Annotated in this window: 16 protein-coding genes; 2 read left to right on the top strand and 14 right to left on the bottom strand. The window is 57.0% G+C overall.

Annotated features, from left to right (window positions below):
* Positions 1-318: 318 nt before the first annotated feature.
* The 14 genes from HBN79_RS18000 to HBN79_RS17935 form a co-directional block, all read right to left on the bottom strand.
* On the bottom strand, positions 319-3,936 hold the full coding sequence (locus tag HBN79_RS18000) for a tubulin-like doman-containing protein (protein WP_169916976.1): 3,618 nt from the start codon (positions 3,934-3,936) through the stop codon (positions 319-321).
* 104 nt (positions 3,937-4,040) lie between these two features.
* Positions 4,041-4,451 carry a hypothetical protein gene (locus tag HBN79_RS17995; protein WP_095024788.1) on the bottom strand — a complete coding sequence of 137 codons (411 nt, stop codon included), beginning with the start codon at positions 4,449-4,451 and terminating at the stop codon, positions 4,041-4,043.
* Between the two features lie 30 nt (positions 4,452-4,481).
* Positions 4,482-5,957, bottom strand: a complete 1,476-nt coding sequence (locus HBN79_RS17990; protein WP_095031583.1) for a hypothetical protein — start codon at positions 5,955-5,957, stop codon at positions 4,482-4,484.
* A complete protein-coding gene (locus tag HBN79_RS17985; RefSeq protein WP_095021416.1) occupies positions 5,945-7,411 on the bottom strand; it encodes a hypothetical protein in 1,467 nt (488 codons plus the stop codon). Before HBN79_RS17985 ends, HBN79_RS17990 begins: the two co-directional genes overlap by 13 nt.
* A gap of 197 nt (positions 7,412-7,608) precedes the next feature.
* A complete protein-coding gene (locus HBN79_RS17980; RefSeq protein WP_169916975.1) occupies positions 7,609-9,570 on the bottom strand; it encodes a DUF4105 domain-containing protein in 1,962 nt (653 codons plus the stop codon).
* Positions 9,567-9,887: a DUF2388 domain-containing protein gene (locus tag HBN79_RS17975; protein ID WP_016782951.1), complete on the bottom strand. Its 321-nt coding sequence runs from the start codon at positions 9,885-9,887 to the stop codon at positions 9,567-9,569. Before HBN79_RS17975 ends, HBN79_RS17980 begins: the two co-directional genes overlap by 4 nt.
* 26 nt (positions 9,888-9,913) lie before the next feature.
* Positions 9,914-10,207, bottom strand: coding sequence for a DUF2388 domain-containing protein (locus HBN79_RS17970; RefSeq protein WP_094999513.1), 294 nt, complete (start codon positions 10,205-10,207; stop codon positions 9,914-9,916).
* A gap of 204 nt (positions 10,208-10,411) precedes the next feature.
* On the bottom strand, positions 10,412-10,729 hold the full coding sequence (locus HBN79_RS17965; protein ID WP_094999512.1) for a DUF2388 domain-containing protein: 318 nt from the start codon (positions 10,727-10,729) through the stop codon (positions 10,412-10,414).
* Between the two features lie 300 nt (positions 10,730-11,029).
* Positions 11,030-11,245, bottom strand: coding sequence for a DUF1127 domain-containing protein (locus tag HBN79_RS17960; protein WP_169916974.1), 216 nt, complete (start codon positions 11,243-11,245; stop codon positions 11,030-11,032).
* Positions 11,246-11,563: 318 nt separating this feature from the next.
* Complete coding sequence (locus HBN79_RS17955; protein ID WP_094999510.1) at positions 11,564-13,054, bottom strand: acetyl-CoA hydrolase/transferase family protein; 1,491 nt, start codon at positions 13,052-13,054, stop codon at positions 11,564-11,566.
* Positions 13,055-13,235: 181 nt separating this feature from the next.
* A complete protein-coding gene (locus tag HBN79_RS17950; RefSeq protein WP_094999509.1) occupies positions 13,236-14,672 on the bottom strand; it encodes an NAD(P)(+) transhydrogenase (Re/Si-specific) subunit beta in 1,437 nt (478 codons plus the stop codon).
* The gene (locus tag HBN79_RS17945) at positions 14,669-14,992 is read right to left on the bottom strand and encodes an NAD(P) transhydrogenase subunit alpha (protein ID WP_003438157.1); all 324 of its coding nucleotides are present in this window, start codon (positions 14,990-14,992) and stop codon (positions 14,669-14,671) included. The genes HBN79_RS17950 and HBN79_RS17945 overlap by 4 nt, the downstream gene beginning before the upstream one ends.
* Positions 14,993-15,003: 11 nt before the next feature.
* Positions 15,004-16,125: a Re/Si-specific NAD(P)(+) transhydrogenase subunit alpha gene (locus HBN79_RS17940; protein ID WP_094999508.1), complete on the bottom strand. Its 1,122-nt coding sequence runs from the start codon at positions 16,123-16,125 to the stop codon at positions 15,004-15,006.
* Positions 16,126-16,562: 437 nt separating this feature from the next.
* Complete coding sequence (locus HBN79_RS17935) at positions 16,563-17,459, bottom strand: LysR family transcriptional regulator (RefSeq protein ID WP_169916973.1); 897 nt, start codon at positions 17,457-17,459, stop codon at positions 16,563-16,565.
* Positions 17,460-17,617: 158 nt separating this feature from the next.
* On the opposite strand from HBN79_RS17935, the gene HBN79_RS17930 reads away from it, so the two are divergent.
* Both HBN79_RS17930 and HBN79_RS17925 read left to right on the top strand, forming a co-directional pair.
* Entirely contained in the window at positions 17,618-18,799 is a 1,182-nt protein-coding gene (locus HBN79_RS17930) for an acyl-CoA dehydrogenase (protein ID WP_094999506.1), read from the top strand.
* 14 nt (positions 18,800-18,813) lie between these two features.
* On the top strand, positions 18,814-20,034 hold the full coding sequence (locus tag HBN79_RS17925; RefSeq protein WP_095021413.1) for a CaiB/BaiF CoA-transferase family protein: 1,221 nt from the start codon (positions 18,814-18,816) through the stop codon (positions 20,032-20,034).
* The last annotated feature ends 375 nt before the right edge of the window (positions 20,035-20,409 follow it).

Raw genomic sequence — 20,409 nt, 5'->3', positions numbered from 1 at the left:
CTGGTGTTGCGGCAGGCGGCGCAGGTGGGGGAGCCGCCGGACCTGGTACAGGTGTTGGCGCTGCAGCAGGTATGTCCCGGGCTGGTGGAGCACTGGCAGGTGTGACGGTTGCTTTGGGTGCAGGGGTGGCTGGCCGAGCCTTGGGTTCAGCTGCAGGTACCGGGGTAACCGCTGCGGGCGCCTGCTGAAGCGGGGCGCCGCAGAACGGGCAGTATTTAACTGGGCCGCAGAGCCCCTGACCGCAGGCGCTGTTGGCGCATGAGGTCGGGAATGCAGAGGCTTTGGCTGACGATGCGGACATGGTCTTCTCGTGTGCGCTCAAGGTGCTGGCGGTGGAGCCGGGGCTGTCAGAGGAGGGCCGCCCACGGCTGGCGCAAACAGGTGCGCAAGCTCCATGATTTGCCCGGCCGTCTGCCAGGCAGGCATGCCTTCACGCCACAGCAGGCTGTCGCGGGTGATTTGCCCGGACTGCACATATTGCTGCAATTGCTGGGTGTTGTAAGGGCCGTAATTGGTCCCGCTGACACTCAGGTGGTAGCTGTGCTGTGGTGCGGCGAACGGTGGTGGTGGGGCCATGCCAGGGGCTGCAGGTGCAGTGCTTGCCTGGGTGGACAGATTTTCCAGCCAGCCGTCGGTGAAGAACTCTTTATTTACCGTGAGTTTTTCGCCGTGATCACCCTCAACTTCATCGTGATAGACGTCGGCTTTTGAGCCTTCGATCCGCTGCCCCCATTGCTCCATAAGGGTTTCAGCGCGGTCTTTGAGGTTTTTCGCATCAGTCGGTGCCTGACGGTCAAGGCGTTCCAGATACTCTTGCTTTAAGAGTTCTGCGATGTTGCATGGGAAGGCTTTGAAATTATATGAGCGTCCGCCTTCATCTTTCTTTTTCGGCTTATAGGCCGTGCTGCTCATGTCTTCGAAAATCGTCGCCAGCACCGCAACTTGGAAGGCGTTAAGGCCTTTGGCCTTGTCGTTGACCTGACGTTCGATGTCGGCACGGTGGATGCTATGGAACCGGCTTTGGCGAATAGAAAACTCATCGCCCACGGTGAAGTTGTCCTTGGCCAGCATGAACTCATACAGCCCGTTGTTCAGACGCTTGAGGACGCCCAAGCCAATGGCATGCAAGTAGAGTTTGAAATCCTCAGCGAACTCGCGGTACTGCTCTTGATTGAACTGGATCGGTTGTACGAATTGGCTAATGCGTTTATGGATATGCAGGGGGATGGAGGCGCTTTCTTTACGATAGCTGGCTAGGTACGTCGACAGCTGGGTGATAGCTGGGATCGGGAACCCGCTCAATTCGGTGTAGCACACCAGTTTGCCGGGCATGCCTGATTCAAAGAAATTGATTTGTCCTGCTGTGATACCCGCGCCTTGTGGCAAGCATTCCGCAATTTGAGCGCCAAACAAGCGGTTGAATTCAGTCGAGTTGTGTACGCCAATCAGGCAGGTATAGAGGTCTTTGTGGATATTGAAATCACCATTGAGGTTAAGCGGTACCCATGGCATGGCCCGCAGCAACAACATCCTGAACTTCTCTCGCTGTTCTTCGGGGGGTAGTGCCGCCAATGCGGTCATCAACGGATCCACATCCGCTTGATTTTTAGGTAACTGATGCACTGCTTTATTGCGCAGCGCCTGTAGCAGTTCCTCTTGACCTTCTTTGGTCTGCAACTTGCCAAACAAGGCTTTTGAGCCACCAAAGTCTTTGAAAGCGTCCTTGGCCCACTCGCGTACTTGCTGGCTGTCGACGGGATGACGGTCGTCACTTTGCACCAGTTTTAGCGGAATCAGCGTGGCGTGTTGAGTCTGAAGCCCGGCATTGATTTTGGCGATGTTTGAGTCGATGCGATGCAAAAGATGATCAACTGCGTTACGGCCGTCCTGCAGGCGTCCTACAAAACCGCTCCACACAGGGCGACCGTTGACGTCTACTGGTCCTTTGCGGCCCAACCATTCAGAGATATCACGCAGCAACTGAGCCGCTTCGCGCGCGGCAATCGAACGTACGTAGAACAACAGGCTTTCACGCAGGGTATCTTTGACCTGGCTGATCACAGTGTCGGCTTGTTTATCTTTACCGCTCAGTCGCGCCAATAGTCCTTTGCCAGTCGTTTCTTTCAGGCGCTCGAACTCGCGTGCCAGCTCAGATGATTCGAGCTTTTCCGACAGTTCTTTAAAGCGTCCGGCATTTTTCTCCAGCGCAGGGATGATGCCATTGTCGTTTTCAAGGCGGTCTTTGATCATTTCGACCAGTGCCAGGGTGTAATCCAGCCCTCCGCGCTCGTCATCATCCAGACGACGGAACAATTGCTCCGGCAAGCTATCTTCGCGTGTCCATTGTGCGAAACGTTTCAGTCGGTTTTCCTTGATCCGCACTTCATGGTTACGCTCGGCGCTGTCGATAGAGCTGCCTTTGGTGTCACGCTCAAGCTGCTGTTGAATCTCGCGGACCAGGGTCAGCCATTGATCCTTATCGGCGCCGCCATTTTGCAAGCGCTCGAACAGAGATTCGACTTTGTGCTCAATTTGCGCAATGACACTGTTGTCACCTTCTACCTGTAGCAGATCATCGGCGATCTGATAGTGAGTGAACTCGCCAGTGGCTTGGGTTAACTCCACACGGGACAGAAATTCTGGCAGGTCGGTGAAGGTACGTGCCGTGATGGTGAGTTGTTCCTTCAGGAATTCGTCACGCTCTTTATCGGTTGGACGATTACTGATGACTTCGCTATTGGCGACGCCGAAAAACGCCTTAAGCATGTGCTGCACTTGCTGATTCAGACGTACGTTCTGGCGGGCGTCAATTTGTGTGTCGAGAACGGCCTGCCCGACCGAGGAGTAGATACGAGGAAACTGCAGTGTGTTGTTGTCGCCATAGTCGCGCGGCAGGCTGACATCAAAGTTCTCGGTCTTGAACAGGTTTTGGTTTACGGAAACTGATCGCTTTTTGTTGGCGAAGTCTTGTGAAGTGAAGTCGGTGAACAAGATGTCGGAAAGCATTTCATAGACGTCTTCCTGATTCTCGGTTCTTGCTTGTGCGACGTTGCTGTTGTCTAGGATGAAAACGTCATCGTAGGGGCGACTGTCGATAAACAGATTGTCGGAGGCGTCCCAATGTTTTAGCAGGGGATTGCCGCGCATGCAGGTTTCCATTTCCATCAATGCAGCGTAGCCGTTCGCTTGAACACGCTCGCTGTTGAAGGCTTGGAAACCGCCTGGCAGGACGAGGAACAAGTCGACCTTGCCAACAATGTTTTTTTCTTTAAGGATGGCCTTGGCCAGATAGCCCATGTCCAGGAATGCACCGGAGCCGGTACCCCCGGCGGCTGAGCCGGTAATAACGATCCGCAGTTTTCCCGGTTCGATTTCCAGACCAAGTTTTTTCAGCTTGTCTGCTTGAGTACCAATGTTATTGAGCAAACGCCCGACTTTGTCGCGCATTTTGTCGCGGATTTTTGGATATTTGTCGAAGAAATACAGGCGTGACAGTGCACGAATCTGCCCTGCCCCCTTGGAGGGGTCGATGCCTAAAGCTTTGATTTTATCTGGTGTCAGCGGGAACCATTCGGCCACTTCACGGTGGCGATTGAGCTCATCCATGGAGTGGGTGTATTTGCTCAGATGCAGAGGCTCAATGACTTTCTCTTCAGAGGTGAAGGCCACTTGCTCGGCCAGCACGTCGGTTTTTACTGACTTACCATCCTGGGTTACTTCACCTGAATCGAGGTCGAAATTGATGAACTGCACCAGCGGGAAATCCGAGATATGTTGGACTTGATTATTGCCTCCCCAGATCGCATTAAGGATGCGCCGGCGCAGGCGAATATTGACCTTCATACCGGTGCCGCCAAGAGCGATAAACAAAGTGGGGTATATTTTGTCGCAGACCGGAGGGGTTGCAGGGCCGGTCAGTTCTTCACTCTTGTCCATCTCAAACTCCATGAGCCCTTGGGGGCAACCGATGCTTTCGGTGTGTTAATCCAGTATTCAGGTCAGGCGGGCCAAAGACAGGTGTCTGCCAACGGCCGATGAGCTCAGCGTTTAGCCGAAAACGTCATCAGCCATGCCACCAGCGAGATGGCAGCTACGCCACCCAACGGTGCGATGTAGAGCGGCGCAAGGAACTGCCCCGAGTTGAGTACGGCGAGCACGGCCATGATGGCGATCATCAACAGGCCCAGAAACAGGAACCAGCCCGAAGCATTGGCCCGGCTTGGCGCTACACGCTCACGCACGCGCCAGTTGGCATAGGCGTTTTTGATTACGAAAAACACGATTGCCAGTACTACCAGCACCGCTACGCCAATCAGGGCATCGCGACTGTCGACTTTCTTCGCCCCAAGATCCAGGCCCAACGGTTGTGGAGCAGCCAGAGTGGTCGTGGTGGGCGACGGCGCAGGGGCTTCGCTTTCAATCGGTGCTGGCAATGTGCTGGTCTGTGCCATGTATAAAACTTCCTTGCTGTGCGTGTGGGGTTACTTGAGGCGTACGGCGATATTGGGTTCTATGTTTTCCAGGCGCGCGCCAAACAAACCGCGCTTGAGAGTCGCGACCTTGTTTTGCTGTGCGTCGTATACGCCCGCCTTGCTGAAGGGCTTGAGCGGATAAGACTGGGGCACACCTTCGACGATCACGGTCAGGGTCTTTTTGCCTGCAATCAGCAAGGCAGCCAGCAGGGCGCCAATCAAGAGCAGAACAAACAGCCCCAGCAGCATGAGCACCGGACCGAGCGGGTAGCTGATTTTCAGCACAACCGGCAGACGGGTCTCGGAAGTAGTGGCTTCACCGGAGGGGATAAATACGTCAGGCAGGGCGTCACCGGGGAACAGTTCATTCATGCGCGCAATGAACCCCTGGGAGATACGCAGTTGTTGCTCGCTGAGGTTGATGCTGATGCTGCCGGCGCGTTGGTAACCGCTGGAAAAGATCACATCGCTGGACCATTGCGATGGCAGGGGTGGCAGTTGCAGGCTGATCTTCAGCTCGTCGGAGCGGGCGCCGGGCTCGAGGTCTGTCAGGCGGTCCAGCGATATATTCGAGTTCAGGGCTTCGCCCGGCATGTCCAGGGTCATGCCTATTTTCGCGTCATGAATCTGGTAAGGGTTGAACTGGTTTTCGAATTTGCCCAGCAGCACTGCCGTTTTCGGCGAGCTGTCGACGTTGATATTGAGGATGACCGTTTGCTGGTCGGGGGCCAGTTCGGCACTCACATCCCGAGTGTCTTCAACACCGGTAGGAATAAAGCGCACGGCAGCCTGGGTCAACGGCTTTAACCGTACCCGGTCATCTTTAAGCAAGCTGGCGAGGGCAGGCTGATTGAGCACCTGCTCCAGTGCCACGCCGGCTTTTTGACCATAGGCCAGAGCGTAGATCATCAACCCGTTGGCTTCGTAGTTGGGGCCTTTGACCGGCATTTTCTGCGGGAAGGCGGCAATCCGGGTGATAGCTGCTTCGCTATGCAACAGGTCGTAGAATTCGCGGTTTTTGGCCTGGGTTTCGCTGCTGTTGTTCGGGCTGTTTTTATTGTTGGTGATGATCCAGACAATACCCTCGCGACCTTCCAGCCCGGTGGTGATTGAGGCCAGCAAAGCCTCTTTGAAGTCCGTGTCGGCATAGGCACCGCTGGCTTTGCGCTCCAGCTTCAAGCCATTGACGTAGTTGGGCAGTGCAGCGTGGTTGGCCGGGCCGCGATAGATCCACTCGGGCGAAGGGTGCTGACTGTCAGCCTGGTTGAACCCGCCAATGACGACTTCTGCGCTGCCGGCAGCAGTGCCCACCAGTTGGGTGACCATCGACTTGAACGGCGATGACGGATCGCTGTAGAACGGCTCCATCCAGCCTGAATTTTGTACCAGGAATACCTGGCGCAGAGGCTCTGCGCTGGCCACGCTGCTGGCAAGTACGAGGGAGAGCAACAGGCAGCGGCGCAGCCAGAAGGTCAAGCATTCCATCGGTAAAGCGCTCCGCATGAGTCGATATACAGCCACATTGCGTTATCAAAAAAGAACCACTGGGCATTCCAGGGTTCGCTGGCGCGAGCGCGGAATACAAATGACTGATCGCCGACTTGCTCGAAGCAGTAGTCGACATCCATAGGCTGGTGGTTATCGAAAAAGGCTTCCAGCGGGCTGGATTGTTTGGCTTTCATTGATAGCAGGCGTTTTTGCCCGCTGAATTCGATAAAGGGGTAAATCACGTCGCGGGTCGTCGGCGTGAAGTTCTCGTCGTACTCTTCCCAAGGGCGTTCGAGCCGCACGTTGTATTTAAAGCTCAAATGACCGGTGCTCAGGCGATACCCCTTGATGGGCATCGGCAGGTCGGTAGCACCCGGATCCAGTTGCAGGTAATGCTGACCGTCGGCATCGAAGATCAGCTGCCACAGGCCCCTGCCGTCCAGAAACGGTGGCCCTTGCTCGGGATGGGCGGTGGCGTTGTTGGGCCACGGATGCCATTGGGCCTTGAGTTCGCTGCCTTGGGTCAGGCTGAGGTAGCCGTGTTCACCGATCCACAACAGGCGGCGGGAGGCTGCGTCGAGAATCGGCGCCGAGAGCCGGGTCATGCGCTCATGGTCAGCGCCTTCAACCAGGCAACGGTCCCACCCGTAGAGGCTGGCAGGGTTGACGATGCAAACGTGGCCGCTCTTGAGCTGAGGCAAATAAGACTGGCCTTCCAGTGTGCCAGGGCCGGCCAGCGGGCTGCCGTCGTCGCGCAAGGTTTGGTAACGCAGTGTGAGTGGGTCGACACTGACTAACGTCGCTCCGCTATCGCTGGAGAGCAACAGGTGCTGCTGGTTTTCGTCCACGTGAAGGGCGACTGACCAGGCCCAGCTTTCCAGGCGAGAGCGACCGATGGGTTCGCTCTTTGGCAGTAACTCAAGCCACTTGCCCGAGCCTCTTTGCCACAGGAACAAGCTGCCTTCGCGGCTTAGTGCGTACAGGGCTTCGCGATGCCCGCCGAGGTTGGCGGCGAGGAAGTTGAGGCCGTTCTTGCGAGGCAACTCAATAATCAGCTTGCGACTGTTCAGGTCACCCTGGCGGGTATCGAGCAACTGGCTGTACAAGCGCGAGCTGATCTCCTCGGCCGAGGACAGTTTGCAGCGCTCATTGATCACGCGAGAGCCACTGCCATCGCCATAAGGCGGTAGCCAGCGGGTAGTTGTCTGGTAGGCGACCTTCGGCAGTTCTTTGCCTGTGCTGGGGCAAAACGCGAATGCAGCAGGCAGGTAGTTGCCGGGAGAGGTATCAGGCGCGGGTGTTGCCCCGACCAGATAATCCAGATCAACCAGCTCGGCCGGGGGCTTGGTACCAGCGACCTGGTGCAGAGAGAATGTACCGTCATCTGCTTGCAGCCACTCCTGGTCGCCTAGCGTCCAGACAGAGGTGCGGTCGTTTCTGGCTATCTCCATATAATCCTGCCGATACCTGTAAACGGTGCATGCCAGTCCCTGCCGGGGTTATGGCAAGCACTTCACAAATGAGAGGGTGTGACTCAAACGATGGTGTGGCCAACGGCATTGATCAGTGCCGAATAATGGCGCGGTGCCACTTTCCATCGCGGAATAGTGGCAGAATGATAGGGCTTGTCAACCGAACTTTAGTTCGGTCAGGGCAGCTGCAAACCGCCGGATGCCTTGTGGATTGTCCGTAGATGTTCGCCGATCAGTTTGACGTTGGCTTCGGTGGCTGCAATTTCGGCTGCACGGGCAGGTTCCAGCAGGCTGCGCACCTCCTTGTCCAGATCAGTGGTCAGACGCAGTAGCTGCTGCTGGCGCTGGCTGCTTTCTGATTCGAGCTTTTCCCACTCTCTGGTTTGCGGCAAGCCGTAGCCGTCGCTGCCGAGCAACTCTGCCGGGCGGCTGAGAAAACCGCTGCTGGCAAGAATTTCCTGCAGGGTCTTGTTGGCTTTGTCCATACCGCCATCCTTGAGCTGGCGTGCGCCCAGGTACTTTTGCTTGACCTCATCCTGTGCCAACAGCAGTTGCCGACGAAAGCTGGCTTGTTCCAGCAGCAACAATGCCGCACTGGCGCGCAGATCGGCTTGCTCAAGCCATGGGCGGCGTTCTGCTGCATCAAGGGCCAGCCAGTCTTCGACTGTGGTTTGCTTGATCGGCAAGCGGGTTTTGAGAACATCAAACATCGCCTGGTAGCGATCACGGTAGGAGTCGAAGCGATAGCCCAGGCGCAACGCCTCTTTGGGATCCTCCAGCACGCTGGTATCGGCCAGACCGCGAGCCTTGAGCACTTCGAGCAAACCATTGGGCACAATGCTGTCCAGGCCTTTGAGCCGGGCATTGTCGCTGCCGCTGCGCAGCAGTTTGAGGGTTTCAACCGCACAGTTATTGGAGATGAAGTAGTAGTCGCCGTCATAGCTCCAGTGCATCTCGGCGGCGTGTTCAACCACTTCTTCGATTTCAGGGCGGCTCAGTTTGAGCGGCACGGAAGCCAGGCTGCGCAGTTCGGTCTTGATGTATTCGTCAATTACCTGGGCCAGCGGCAAAACGAAAAGGCGCGATGGGTAAGCGCCTGTCAGGCCGTCCCAGCTTGAGAGCTGTACGTCATTGACGAATGCCCGGTAGGACAACACCAAGTGTTCTTGCAGGTCGAGTCGGCAGTCCGGCCCGCGTGGGCGGCCCGGGGCACAGATCACCAGGCGCAACATGCTATGGCCCCAGCGGCTGGCCCATTCCTGATTGGCCTCAGCCAGCAGGTAGTCGACGGCGTAGACCCGCTCGGGATCGACGGTACCCAGTGGCTGTTTGGCGAAATCGTTGCCGGCATTGAGGAAGGCAAAACCCTTCGGGCATTCGTCTCTGGCGGCAGGCGCCCAGCCGAAATGCTGCTGGTAGTAGCGATACAGTGCCGGGCGGCGGCAGGCGTAAGCCGGGTCGAGGAGGAAATACTCCATGTTGACTGCGACAAATTCCTTGGGGCTGCTGACTTCGTACAGGTCCGGGCTGCGCACCACCTGATGATTGTCTTGCTCGCGCTCGCCCCGGCGCCCCACGTATTGCTGCCAGCCGGCCAGATCAAGCAGACGCGGGTCATCGCTGAGGGTGAAGCGGCGTCCGGCTTGCCCGCGGCATTGGTCGGGCAGGCCAATCAGCCCCGTGTTGCTGTTTTGGCGGGTGCAGCGGCGTATCAGCGTGCGCTCGTCCGCGGGCCAGAGACGGGCACGGTCATATAGGTGTGTCAGCTCGTGCAAGACGGTAGCGAGCATCTCCCGGCGCACAGTGCCGTGGGGGCGGTTGGTCTGCAGGCGGGCAGCGGAACCATCGGTCAGCCCGGCCAGCAGCTTGCGATTAAGGTCCAGCTCGGAGGTCAGCGAAGCCTGGCCGTAAGCGTTGGCGGGCATGTCATCGGTCCACCCCACCAGGACTTGCCGGTCCAGTTGTTCGATAAAACGCGGTGGCAGTCTCTGCATGGCTTCATCAAGCAGGGCTTGGCTGGCCTGTTGCTCGGCCGGGCTCAGGCCCTCGGTCTTGAGTTGCAGATGCAGCGCGGCCTGGGCGCTGCTGGCAATCAGCAGCAGGCCACAGGCGGCGAGCCAGCGCGTTAACGGCCTCACAGTGCGAGTATGGCTTCGGCGAGGTCGTGATCGCTGGCGTTACGGGCTTCAGGCACGCGGTCGCGCAAGGTGCTGAAGGCTGCTTCCAGTTGTACACCGCGAATATCGCCTTGGCTGGCAACGAAAGTGGCGGCGTCGTCGTGGGCTTCGCGCACTACTTTAGAGTCACGGATGGAGGTAGTTGTATCGGACGTAAAATCGATGGTGCGGCCAAAAGCACGCACGATGATGTTACTGGTCTGCACGACGGTCTGTGCCTGTGCCACATCGGCAAGCAGCAAAAGGCCAAGAGTGGCGACAATCAAAGGGCTACGCATGAATTTTCTCCAGAAAAAGCGGGTATTTATTGGACGAGAATTGTCTGTGCCAGTTCAAGGTCGCTGGCACTCAATTTTGGCTGGTTCTGGCGCAGATAACGCAGGGCAGACTCCAGCTGTGCGCCTCGCGTCTGGCCATCACTGGCAATAAAGACGGCGGCATCATCCTGGGCGGCACGTATCAGTTTGTGATCAAAAGGCGCGGACGTCACTTTACTGGTGACATAACCACTGAGCACCACATTTTGCGTGGTCAGGTCGAAGGCGTTGGCTGATTGAGTCCAGCAGAGTGCAAGCAGAGCTAATAAGGAAAAACGCATGGGTCTCGAGGCTGTTTGAATGAGCGCCAAGGCTAGCGTAATGGCCGGGGCAGGGCCAGCGTGGGGGTGTTGTTGAAATTTTTTTCATGCCTGCACGGTATATGTGGGAGCGGGCTTGCTCGCGATTGTATCGGCGCGGTTTACCTGAGAAATCAGGGCGCCTGAATCGCGAGCAAGCCCGCTCTCACAGAGTACTGACCCCGATCAGATCGTCAGGATCGCCTGGGCCAGCTGTGCATCGGTGGCCTGCAGCTGTGGTGCTTGCTGGCGGATGGCATCGAAGGCGCTTTCCAGTTTCACGCCACGGATGGCGCCTTCGCTGGCCACAAAGCTGGCAGCGTCGTCACGGGCTGCGCGCACGATCTTGTTGTCACGAAACGAGCCGGTAGCATCCGATGTCAGGTCGGTGGTGGCTTTGAGCGTACCCACGATGCCATCGGTGGTGGCGATGAAGCTCGTGGCGTTGGCGCTTGCAGCAACAGCCAGCAGAACTGCGGCACTAAGTAGGCGAAGAGTGGGCATGGTAATACTCCTGAACATGAACTAATGAAAATAGACGGTTATGGGCCGAATAGTAGGCTCAGGGTTGCTTCAGGCAAAGGTTGTTTTGTCCGAAGCGCGTATCAGGGTGCTCTGAATCAGGTATCAGGCAAGCTGTACCTGTGGTATTTCAATTAATTTAAAACTGTACTTGTCACTTTGCAAGTGGGCAAAACTCGGCCCTAAAACGACAAAACCCGTCAGCGGTAATCCGCGACGGGCTTTGTTTTTTCAATTCAGGTTGCTGGCGGTGGACCGGTGGTCAGGGCCAGCGAGCGCTAATCAGCGCCAGAACGGCTTGCTCAGCTCTTCGTAACGCTGTGCTTCGCTAATCCCGGCATCAGCCAGAAGACGCGAGTCCAGGCGAGCCAGTTGAAGGCGGCTGGAGATGCGGCGCTGCCACAACATCAGGTTGGCAAGTACGCGCAAAGGCATGGAAGCCTGGGAGTTTACAGTGCTGCTTTCGCTGAACAGTTCGGAACTGAGTGTACGTTCCATGGTGACATCCTTCCGCTTGTGGCGGCATTGGCTAGTGGTTTAACTGATGCCAATGATCCTCCTCTTTGTCCAGGGTCTCTAGATACAGTTCGGCTGTATTGCGATGGGCCAGTTAACTGTTTATGCACGCTGTACGGGCACAAATAGACTCAACTGTACCTGTCCGCACCTAAGTGGTGCGAAATTGGCCCGAAGGTGAGTCAAAGGGAGTGTTACGGGTGGGAAATGACCAGTACAGCAGTACAGTTTTTGAAATATAAAGCATAAAAAAGCCGCTGACGTAACAGTATTTACGTCAGCGGCTGTCTAGCTCGCGGGTTACGGCAGCATTTTCCCGGTTTCTTCCAGGTTGATATGCCAGCTCAGGGCTTCGCGCAGGATGTGCGGGGTGTGGCCGCCAATCGCACAGGCCTTGGCGAAGTAGTCATTGAGAGCTTCACGGAAGTCCGGGTGCACACAGTTGTCGATAATGACCCGTGCGCGCTCACGCGGCGCCAGGCCACGCAGGTCGGCCAGACCCTGTTCGGTAACCAGGATGTCGACGTCATGTTCGGTGTGGTCAACGTGGCTGACCATTGGCACCACGCTGGAGATCGCACCCGCCTTGGCAATGGATTTGGTCACGAAGATCGCCAGGTGCGCGTTGCGGGCAAAGTCACCCGAACCGCCAATGCCGTTCATCATCCGCGTGCCGCACACGTGAGTGGAGTTGACGTTGCCGTAGATGTCGAACTCCAGGGCGGTGTTGATGCCTATGATACCCAGGCGACGAACCACTTCAGGGTGGTTGGAAATCTCCTGCGGGCGCAGGACCAGTTTGTCCTTGTAGCGCTCCAGATTGCCAAATACGTCCGAGTTGCGACGCTCCGACAGGGTGATGGAGCTGCCCGAAGCGAAGCTCATCTTGCCCGCGTCGATCAGGTCGAAGGTCGAATCCTGCAGTACTTCGGAGTACATGGTCAGGTCTTCGAACGGCGAGTCGATCAGGCCGCACATCACCGCGTTGGCGATGTTGCCGATACCGGCTTGCAGCGGGCCGAGCTTGTTGGTCATGCGCCCGGCTTCAACTTCGGCTTTAAGGAAGTTGATCAGATGAAAGGCGATACCGTCGGTTTCGCTGTCCGGCTCGGACACGGTGGATGGCGAGTCCGGCTTGTTGGTGATCACGATGGCGACGATTTTTTCCGCCGGGATCGGGATTGCGGTGCTGCCGATACGATCGTCGACCTTCACCAGCGGGATCGGTGTACGCGTCGGACGGTAGGTCGGAATATAGATGTCGTGCAGACCTTCCAGGTTCGGGTTATGCGCCAGGTTGATCTCGACGATCACTTGCTTGGCGAAAATCGCGAAGCTGGCGGAGTTGCCCACGGATGTGGTCGGAACAATATGACCTTGTTCGGTAATGGCCACTGCTTCAATAACTGCAATGTCCGGCAGCTTGAGCTGATTGTTGCGCAACTGCTCAACGGTTTCGGACAAATGCTGGTCGATAAACATCACTTCACCGGCGTTGATCGCCTTGCGCAGAGTGCTGTCTACCTGGAACGGCATGCGACGGGCCAATACGCCGGCTTCCGTCAGTTGCTTGTCGAGGTCGTTGCCCAGGCTGGCGCCGGTCATCAGGGTGATTTTCAGCGGCGACTTCTTGGCCCGCTCGGCCAGGGCCTGGGGGACGGCTTTGGCTTCGCCGGCACGGGTAAAACCGCTCATGCCGACAGTCATGCCGTCTTGGATAAGGGCGGCGGCTTCTTCGGCGCTCATGACCTTATCGTGCAGGGAGTTCAGGCGAATACGTTCACGGTACATGGATTGTTATCTCGGGCAACGGAAGCAAGAGGCGCAGTCTATTCATTTTCAGAGCCTTGCGTCCCGCTACCATGGTCGAATGCCAGCGGCCGATTTAGAGCCTTTGGTCGGGTTCCTTGGAAAAAGAAAAACCCCGGCCAATAGAGCGCCGGGGTTCTCGATGTTGCGTTGGTGCGCGATGTTACTCGACAGCTTTAACCATATCTTCAATAACTTTCTTGGCGTCACCGAAGACCATCATGGTTTTATCCAGGTAAAACAACTCGTTATCCAGACCGGCATAGCCGCTGGCCATTGAGCGCTTGTTCACGATGACAGTCTTGGCTTTATAGGCTTCGAGGATCGGCATGCCGGCAATCGGCGATTTTGGATCGTTCTTGGCCGCCGGGTTGACCACGTCGTTGGCGCCCAGTACGAGCACCACGTCGGCCTGGCCGAACTCGGAGTTGATATCTTCCATCTCGAACACCTGGTCGTAAGGCACTTCGGCCTCGGCCAGCAGTACGTTCATATGGCCTGGCATGCGGCCCGCAACCGGGTGAATCGCGTACTTCACGGTCACGCCGCGGTGAGTCAGCTTTTCCGTCAGCTCTTTAAGTGCGTGTTGTGCCCGTGCCACGGCCAGGCCGTAACCCGGGACGATGATTACGGTGTCGGCGTTGGTCAACAGGAAGGTGGCGTCGTCCGCCGAGCCGGATTTCACCGGACGGGCCTCTTGCGCACCGGCCGGGCCACCGACGTCGGTTGCACCGCCAAAGCCGCCGAGGATCACGTTGAAGAACGAACGGTTCATCGCCTTGCACATGATGTACGACAGGATCGCGCCCGAAGAACCTACCAGCGAGCCTGCAATGATCAGCATCGAGTTGTTCAGCGAGAAACCGATACCGGCAGCCGCCCACCCCGAGTAGCTATTAAGCATCGACACCACCACCGGCATGTCGGCGCCGCCAATCGGGATAATGATCAGCACACCCAGCACGAACGCCAGAGCCAGCATCAGCGCGAAAGCATTGAGGTTGCCGGTCAGCATAAACGTGATGCCCAGGCCCAGCGTGGCCAGGCCCAGTACCAGATTGAGCTTGTGCTGGCCGCCGAATTGTACCGGTGCACCCTGGAACAGGCGGAACTTGTACTTGCCCGAGAGTTTGCCGAAAGCGATCACCGAACCGGAGAAGGTGATTGCACCAATGGCCGCGCCCAGGAACAGCTCCAGACGGTTGCCCGCCGGGATGGCGTCGCCCAGGTGTTTGACGATGCCCAGCGATTGCGGTTCGACCACGGCTGCAATGGCAATAAATACCGCCGCGAGGCCGATCATGCTGTGCATGAAGGCAACCAGCTCAGGCATTTTGGTCATCTCGACCCGCTTGGCCATGATCGAGCCTGCTGTACCGCCGACCAACAGGCCAACAATGACGTAGCCGATACCAGCGGTGGCAATCTCGGCGCCCAGCTTGTAGATCAGGCCAACCGTGGTAATGATCGCCAGACCCATGCCGAGCATGCCGAACAGGTTCCCGCGACGAGAGGTGGTGGGGTGCGACAGGCCTTTGAGGGCCTGAATGAAGCAGATCGACGCAACCAGATACAGAACAGTAACCAGGTTCATGCTCATGGCTTGCGCACCTCTTCTTTGGCTTTAGGTGCTTTCTTCTTGAACATTTCCAGCATGCGCCGGGTGACCAAAAATCCACCGAATACGTTTACGGCAGCCAGCGCGACTGCCAGGGTGCCCATAGTTTTACCCAGGGGGGTAACGGTCAGCGCGGCGGCGAGCATGGCGCCTACAATCACGATCGCCGAGATGGCGTTGGTAACGGCCATCAGCGGGGTGTGCAGCGCAGGTGTAACGTTCCAGACCACGTGATAGCCCACATAGATGGCCAGCACGAAGATGATCAGGTTGTAGATACCGGGGGAGATGAGCTCTTCCATTATTATTGTCCTCAGCCGTTTTTGCGCACGACTTGACCGTCGCGGCACATCAGGCACGCGGCGACGATGTCGTCTTCAAGGTTGATCTGGAACTGCCCTTCGGAGGTGAAGACCAGCTTGAGGAAGTCCAGCAGGTTGCGGGCGTAGAGTGCCGAGGCGTCCGCAGCAACCATGGCGGGCAGGTTGGTGTGGCCGACGATGGTTACGCCGTGTTCAACCACGACCTGATCGGCGACGGTCAGCGGGCAGTTACCGCCCTGGGCTGCAGCCAGATCGATGACCACTGAGCCCGGCTTCATCTGGGCTACGGTTTCTGCGCTTAGCAGCACCGGGGCTTTACGGCCCGGGATCAGGGCTGTGGTGATCACGATGTCAGCCTGCTTGGCGCGCTCATGCACGGCCAGTGCCTGGCGCTGCATCCAGCTGGCAGGCATCGGGCGGGCGTAGCCGCCTACGCCAACGGCGCACTCGCGTTCTTCGTCGGTCTCATAAGGCACGTCGACAAACTTGGCTCCAAGCGATTCGATCTGCTCTTTAACCGCAGGTCGCACATCGCTGGCTTCGATTACGGCACCCAGGCGCTTGGCGGTGGCAATGGCCTGCAAACCTGCAACACCGGCACCCAAAATAAGCACGCGAGCGGCTTTGACGGTACCGGCGGCGGTCATCAGCATCGGCATAAACCGCGGATAGTGGTGAGCGGCGATCAGGACGGCTTTATAGCCGGCGATATTGGCTTGGGATGACAGCACATCAAGACTTTGCGCACGAGAGGTTCGTGGAGCAGCTTCGAGAGAGAAGGCGGTGATCCCGCGCTCGGCCAGTTTGGCAATGGTTTCATTGCTGAACGGGTTAAGCATGCCAATCAGCACGGTGCCGGTTTTGATCAGGGCCAGTTCGCTGTCGCTGGGGGCGACAACCTTGAGAATCAGCTCTGCGCCGAAAGCATCTGTAGCGTTGCCAATAGTTGCGCCGGCGGCTTCATAAGCACTGTCGATAACGCTGGCATTAACGCCGGCGCCGCTTTGAACAGTCACTTTATGGCCTTGGCCGATCAGCTTCTTGATGGTTTCCGGGGTTGCAGCAACCCGCGTTTCACCCGTATGGGTTTCGAGAGGAACACCAATGTGCACGTCATATCTCCTGCGTGATCTTTTATAAGAAAGCCAGCGCACTACGGATGGTGCGACTGGGGCGGCCGATCAGCACGATCCCACCAAAAGTATGGGTGGGGCGGGGCATTCTGCTGGCAATTTTTTTGCCCTTCAAGGACTTATGGAGGATGACGAGATACAAACTACAAGTCATGCAGTGACCGAATGTCGCAATGGTCGGCTGTATGCCTTTAAATACGTGGCTTACAGAAGATTTGACGTTTTTTTGAGTTTTTTTCAGATTTCTTTTGGTTATCGCTGCATAACTTTGAGAAATACCCTGTAGGCCGCGTGGTTACTGGCCTGCAGGTTTGTCCAGTTAGACCAAAGTCACGAGTGTCAAAACGCGACATTTACTTATATATGTAGTGACTTTTTATGCTGCGCTACATAGTTCGTGCGGACGATGCGATCCTTTAAATCAGGCTGTAGCCCTCGGCCTGCTTGATCAGCCAGTCCCGAAAGGCCTGCAATGAAGCCGACTCAATTTTGCGTTCGGGGATCATCAGGTAGTAAGCCCTGGTGCTGGGCAGGCTGCTGTCATTGGCAATCACCAGGCGTTTTTCGGCCAATTCGCGCTGAATCAAAAAGGGCGGGATCAGGGCGACCCCCATTTCATGCATGGCGGCCTGAGCCAGCATTGAAAAAAGCTCATAACGTGGGCCGCTCATGTCGCGTGGCACATTTATGTCCTGGGCGTTGAACCATTGGCGCCAGGCGTAGGGGCGGGTGGTTTGCTGCATTAGGGGGAGTTCGGCGAGGGTGTGCGGGGAGAGGCTCTTATGCGGGCCCAGCAGGTTAGGACTACACACGGGTACCGGGTTTTCTCCCATCAGGCGGTAGGACGAAGTGCCGGACCAGTCAGCATCACCGAAGTAGATGGCAGCATCGAAGTCGGTATCTGCGAACAGAAAAGGGCGTGTGCGGTTGGTCAGGTTGACCGTGACATCCGGGTGCTGTTGCTGGAAGTCCTTGAGCCGGGGCAGCAGCCATTGCGTGCCGAAGGTGGGCACCACGGCCAGTTCGATCACGTTGGCGCCTTGTTGGCCCATGACGGACAGCGTGTCCCGTTCTACAGCATCCAGTTGGATTGCAATGCGCCTACTGTAGGAGATGCCGGCTTCTGTCAGTTTTACGCCACGCTTGGAGCGTCGGAACAGTTCTACACTCAGAAACTCTTCCAGGCTGGCGATCTGTCGGCAAATAGCCCCTTGAGTGATGGAAAGCTCTTGTGCGGCCTTGGTAAAGCTTTCATGGCGCGCAGCCGCTTCGAAGCTGATCAGGGCGGTTGTGCTGGGGATCTTGCGGCGCATGTACGGCTTCCTCACTAAATACAGTCAGAAATGGCTTTCATGTGGTTCACGGAGTGAGAAATTATCACAGCATCGTGTCGAATCCTCGTTTGTCCTTCTATATAGAGGGAGCCTAGGATCAGTGCACGATATTTGATCTATTACGCGAGGGTTCTCTCATGGCGGGTAAAGCAAGCTTCAACTGGATTGATCCACTGTTGCTGGATCAGCAGCTCACTGAAGAAGAGCGCATGGTGCGCGACAGTGCCGAGCAGTTTGCTCGGGACAAACTGGCGCCGCGTGTACTTGAGGCTTTCCGCAATGAGAAGACCGACCCTGCAATTTTCCGTGAGATGGGTGAGACCGGTTTGCTGGGCGCGATGATCCCTGAGCAGTACGGCGGCAGTGGCCTTAACTACGTCAGCTACGGCCTGATTGCCCGCGAAGTGGAGCGTGTCGACTCGGGCTACCGTTCAATGATGAGCGTGCAGTCCTCCCTGGTAATGGTGCCGATCAATGAGTTCGGTACCGAAGCGCAGAAGCAGAAGTACCTGCCTAAGCTGGCATCTGGCGAGTGGATTGGCTGCTTCGGTCTGACTGAGCCAAACCACGGCTCTGACCCTGGTGCGATGATTACCCGTGCGCGTTCGGTAGAGGGTGGCTACAGCCTGACGGGCAGCAAGATGTGGATCACCAACAGCCCTATCGCCGATGTGTTTGTAGTGTGGGCGAAGGACGATGAAGGCGACATTCGTGGCTTTGTTCTTGAAAAAGGCTGGAAGGGTCTGACTACACCTGCGATTCACGGCAAGGTCGGTTTGCGTGCGTCCATTACCGGCGAAATCGTCATGGACAACGTATTTGTGCCGCAAGAGAACATCTTTCCGGATGTGCGCGGCCTGAAAGGTCCTTTTACTTGTCTTAATTCGGCTCGTTACGGCATCTCCTGGGGGGCGCTGGGCGCAGCCGAGTTCTGCTGGCACACCGCGCGCCAGTACACCCTTGACCGTCATCAGTTTGGCCGGCCTTTGGCTGCGACCCAGCTGATCCAGAAAAAACTGGCTGACATGCAGACCGAGATTACGCTGGCCCTGCAGGGTTGCCTGCGTCTGGGGCGGATGAAGGATGAAGGTACCGCGGCGGTTGAGATCACTTCGATCATGAAGCGCAACTCGTGTGGCAAATCCCTGGATATCGCACGCATGGCTCGCGACATGCTGGGTGGCAACGGAATCTCCGATGAGTTCGGCGTGGCGCGCCATCTGGTCAACCTGGAAGTCGTGAACACCTATGAAGGTACGCATGATGTGCATGCCTTGATCCTTGGGCGTGCGCAGACCGGTCTTCAGGCGTTCTATTAACAGGAGCTCGGCTCATGGGTGCTTTATCGCATTTGCGGGTGTTGGATTTGTCTCGTGTGCTGGCGGGGCCGTGGGCGGGGCAGATACTGGCTGACCTGGGGGCTGAGGTAATCAAGGTGGAGCGCCCGGGCAATGGTGATGACACCCGGGCCTGGGGGCCCCCCTTCCTTAAAGATGCTTATGGTGAGAGTACGGGGGAGGCTGCCTATTACTTGTCAGCCAACCGCAACAAGCAATCGGTAACTATTGACTTCACCAAGCCGCAAGGCCAGCAACTGGTTCGCGAGCTGGCAGCCAAATCCGACATCCTGATCGAGAACTTCAAGGTGGGTGGTCTAGAGGCGTATGGCTTGGACTACGCGTCGCTCAAGGTATTGAATCCGGACTTGATCTACTGCTCGATTACGGGGTTCGGCCAGACTGGCCCTTATGCCAAGCGGGCCGGCTATGACTTTATGGTTCAGGGGCTGGGTGGGTTGATGAGCCTGACCGGGCGGCCTGAGGGTGATGAGGGTGCGGGGCCGGTGAAGGTGGGTGTTGCGCTGACAGATATCTTGACCGGGCTCTACTCGACGGTTGCGATCCTGGCAGCCCTTGCCCATCGTCAGCATGATGGTGGCGGGCAGCATATAGATATGGCGTTGCTGGACGTGCAGGTCGCTTGTTTGGCTAATCAGGCGATGAACTATTTGACTACAGGTGTGGCTCCGCAACGCCTGGGTAATGCCCATCCAAACATCGTGCCTTATCAGGATTTTCCGACGGCAGATGGTGACTTCATTCTTACTGTGGGAAATGACAGTCAATTCCGCAAGTTTGCTGAAGTAGCTGGCCGACCGGAGTGGGTCGATGATCCGCGTTTTGCTACCAACAAGTTGCGTGTGGCGAACCGGTCGGAGCTGGTACCGCTCATCAGGCAGGCAACGGTGTTTAAAACCACCGCTCAGTGGGTTGCACAGTTGGAGGCTGTCGGCGTGCCTTGTGGGCCCATCAATGACCTGGCGCAGGTGTTTGCTGATCCTCAGGTTCAGGCCAGAGGGTTGGCGATGCAGTTGCCCCATGCGCTGGCGGGGCTGGTACCCCAAGTGGCGAGCCCTATCCGGTTGTCCAAAACCCCGGTGGAGTATCGCAATGCTCCTCCTTTGCTGGGTGAGCATACCCGGCAGGTCCTGGAGCAGGTACTGGGGTTGAAGGCAGCAACGGTGGAGGCTTTAAGGCGGTCGGGTGTTGTGTAGCTATATAGAGGGGGCGTTAGCCCCCTCTATATAGCTGTATTACGGGTGTTTCTGGATTAAGTGATAGAGTCGCTCAATTAGTCCTTGACTCAGTTTTGTAACTGTCTATAATTCGCCCCACTTCCGGCGCAGTCGAAACGGAAAACTCCTTGAGTTTCAATGAGTTGGACGGTTTTCGGCGGTGTCAGCTTCAAGTCATCGAAGCAGGAAATGAGGTGTTGACAGCAGCGTGTAACGCTGTAGAATTCGCCTCCCGCTAACGAGAGATCGAAAGCGCAAGTGGTTGATGTTACAGAGGAAACTTTGAAAACATCTTAAAATAACCGCTTGACAGATACAGAGGCTGCTGTAGAATGCGCGCCTCGGTACAGCGAA

Origin of the sequence: Pseudomonas sp. WS 5051 (assembly GCF_012985715.1) — a bacterium.
Classification (GTDB): Bacteria; Pseudomonadota; Gammaproteobacteria; order Pseudomonadales; family Pseudomonadaceae; genus Aquipseudomonas; species Aquipseudomonas bubulae.
Note: the sequence above shows the minus strand (reverse complement) of the source record. Positions and strands in the feature narration are given on the sequence as shown.

Excerpts from the sequence above, each read along its gene's own strand:
- HBN79_RS17955 (WP_094999510.1), bottom strand. The coding sequence starts at position 13,054 with ATGTACCGTGAACGTATTCGCCTGAACTCCCTGCACGATAAGGTCATG.
- HBN79_RS17950 (WP_094999509.1), bottom strand. The coding sequence starts at position 14,672 with ATGAGCATGAACCTGGTTACTGTTCTGTATCTGGTTGCGTCGATCTGC.
- HBN79_RS17975 (WP_016782951.1), bottom strand. The coding sequence starts at position 9,887 with ATGCGTAGCCCTTTGATTGTCGCCACTCTTGGCCTTTTGCTGCTTGCC.
- HBN79_RS17925 (WP_095021413.1), top strand. The coding sequence starts at position 18,814 with ATGGGTGCTTTATCGCATTTGCGGGTGTTGGATTTGTCTCGTGTGCTG.
- HBN79_RS17985 (WP_095021416.1), bottom strand. The coding sequence starts at position 7,411 with ATGGAGATAGCCAGAAACGACCGCACCTCTGTCTGGACGCTAGGCGAC.
- HBN79_RS17960 (WP_169916974.1), bottom strand. The coding sequence starts at position 11,245 with ATGGAACGTACACTCAGTTCCGAACTGTTCAGCGAAAGCAGCACTGTA.
- HBN79_RS17995 (WP_095024788.1), bottom strand. The coding sequence starts at position 4,451 with ATGGCACAGACCAGCACATTGCCAGCACCGATTGAAAGCGAAGCCCCT.
- HBN79_RS17965 (WP_094999512.1), bottom strand. The coding sequence starts at position 10,729 with ATGCCCACTCTTCGCCTACTTAGTGCCGCAGTTCTGCTGGCTGTTGCT.
- HBN79_RS17990 (WP_095031583.1), bottom strand. The coding sequence starts at position 5,957 with ATGGAATGCTTGACCTTCTGGCTGCGCCGCTGCCTGTTGCTCTCCCTC.
- HBN79_RS17935 (WP_169916973.1), bottom strand. The coding sequence starts at position 17,459 with ATGCGCCGCAAGATCCCCAGCACAACCGCCCTGATCAGCTTCGAAGCG.
- HBN79_RS17970 (WP_094999513.1), bottom strand. The coding sequence starts at position 10,207 with ATGCGTTTTTCCTTATTAGCTCTGCTTGCACTCTGCTGGACTCAATCA.
- HBN79_RS18000 (WP_169916976.1), bottom strand. The coding sequence starts at position 3,936 with ATGGACAAGAGTGAAGAACTGACCGGCCCTGCAACCCCTCCGGTCTGC.
- HBN79_RS17945 (WP_003438157.1), bottom strand. The coding sequence starts at position 14,992 with ATGGAAGAGCTCATCTCCCCCGGTATCTACAACCTGATCATCTTCGTG.
- HBN79_RS17930 (WP_094999506.1), top strand. The coding sequence starts at position 17,618 with ATGGCGGGTAAAGCAAGCTTCAACTGGATTGATCCACTGTTGCTGGAT.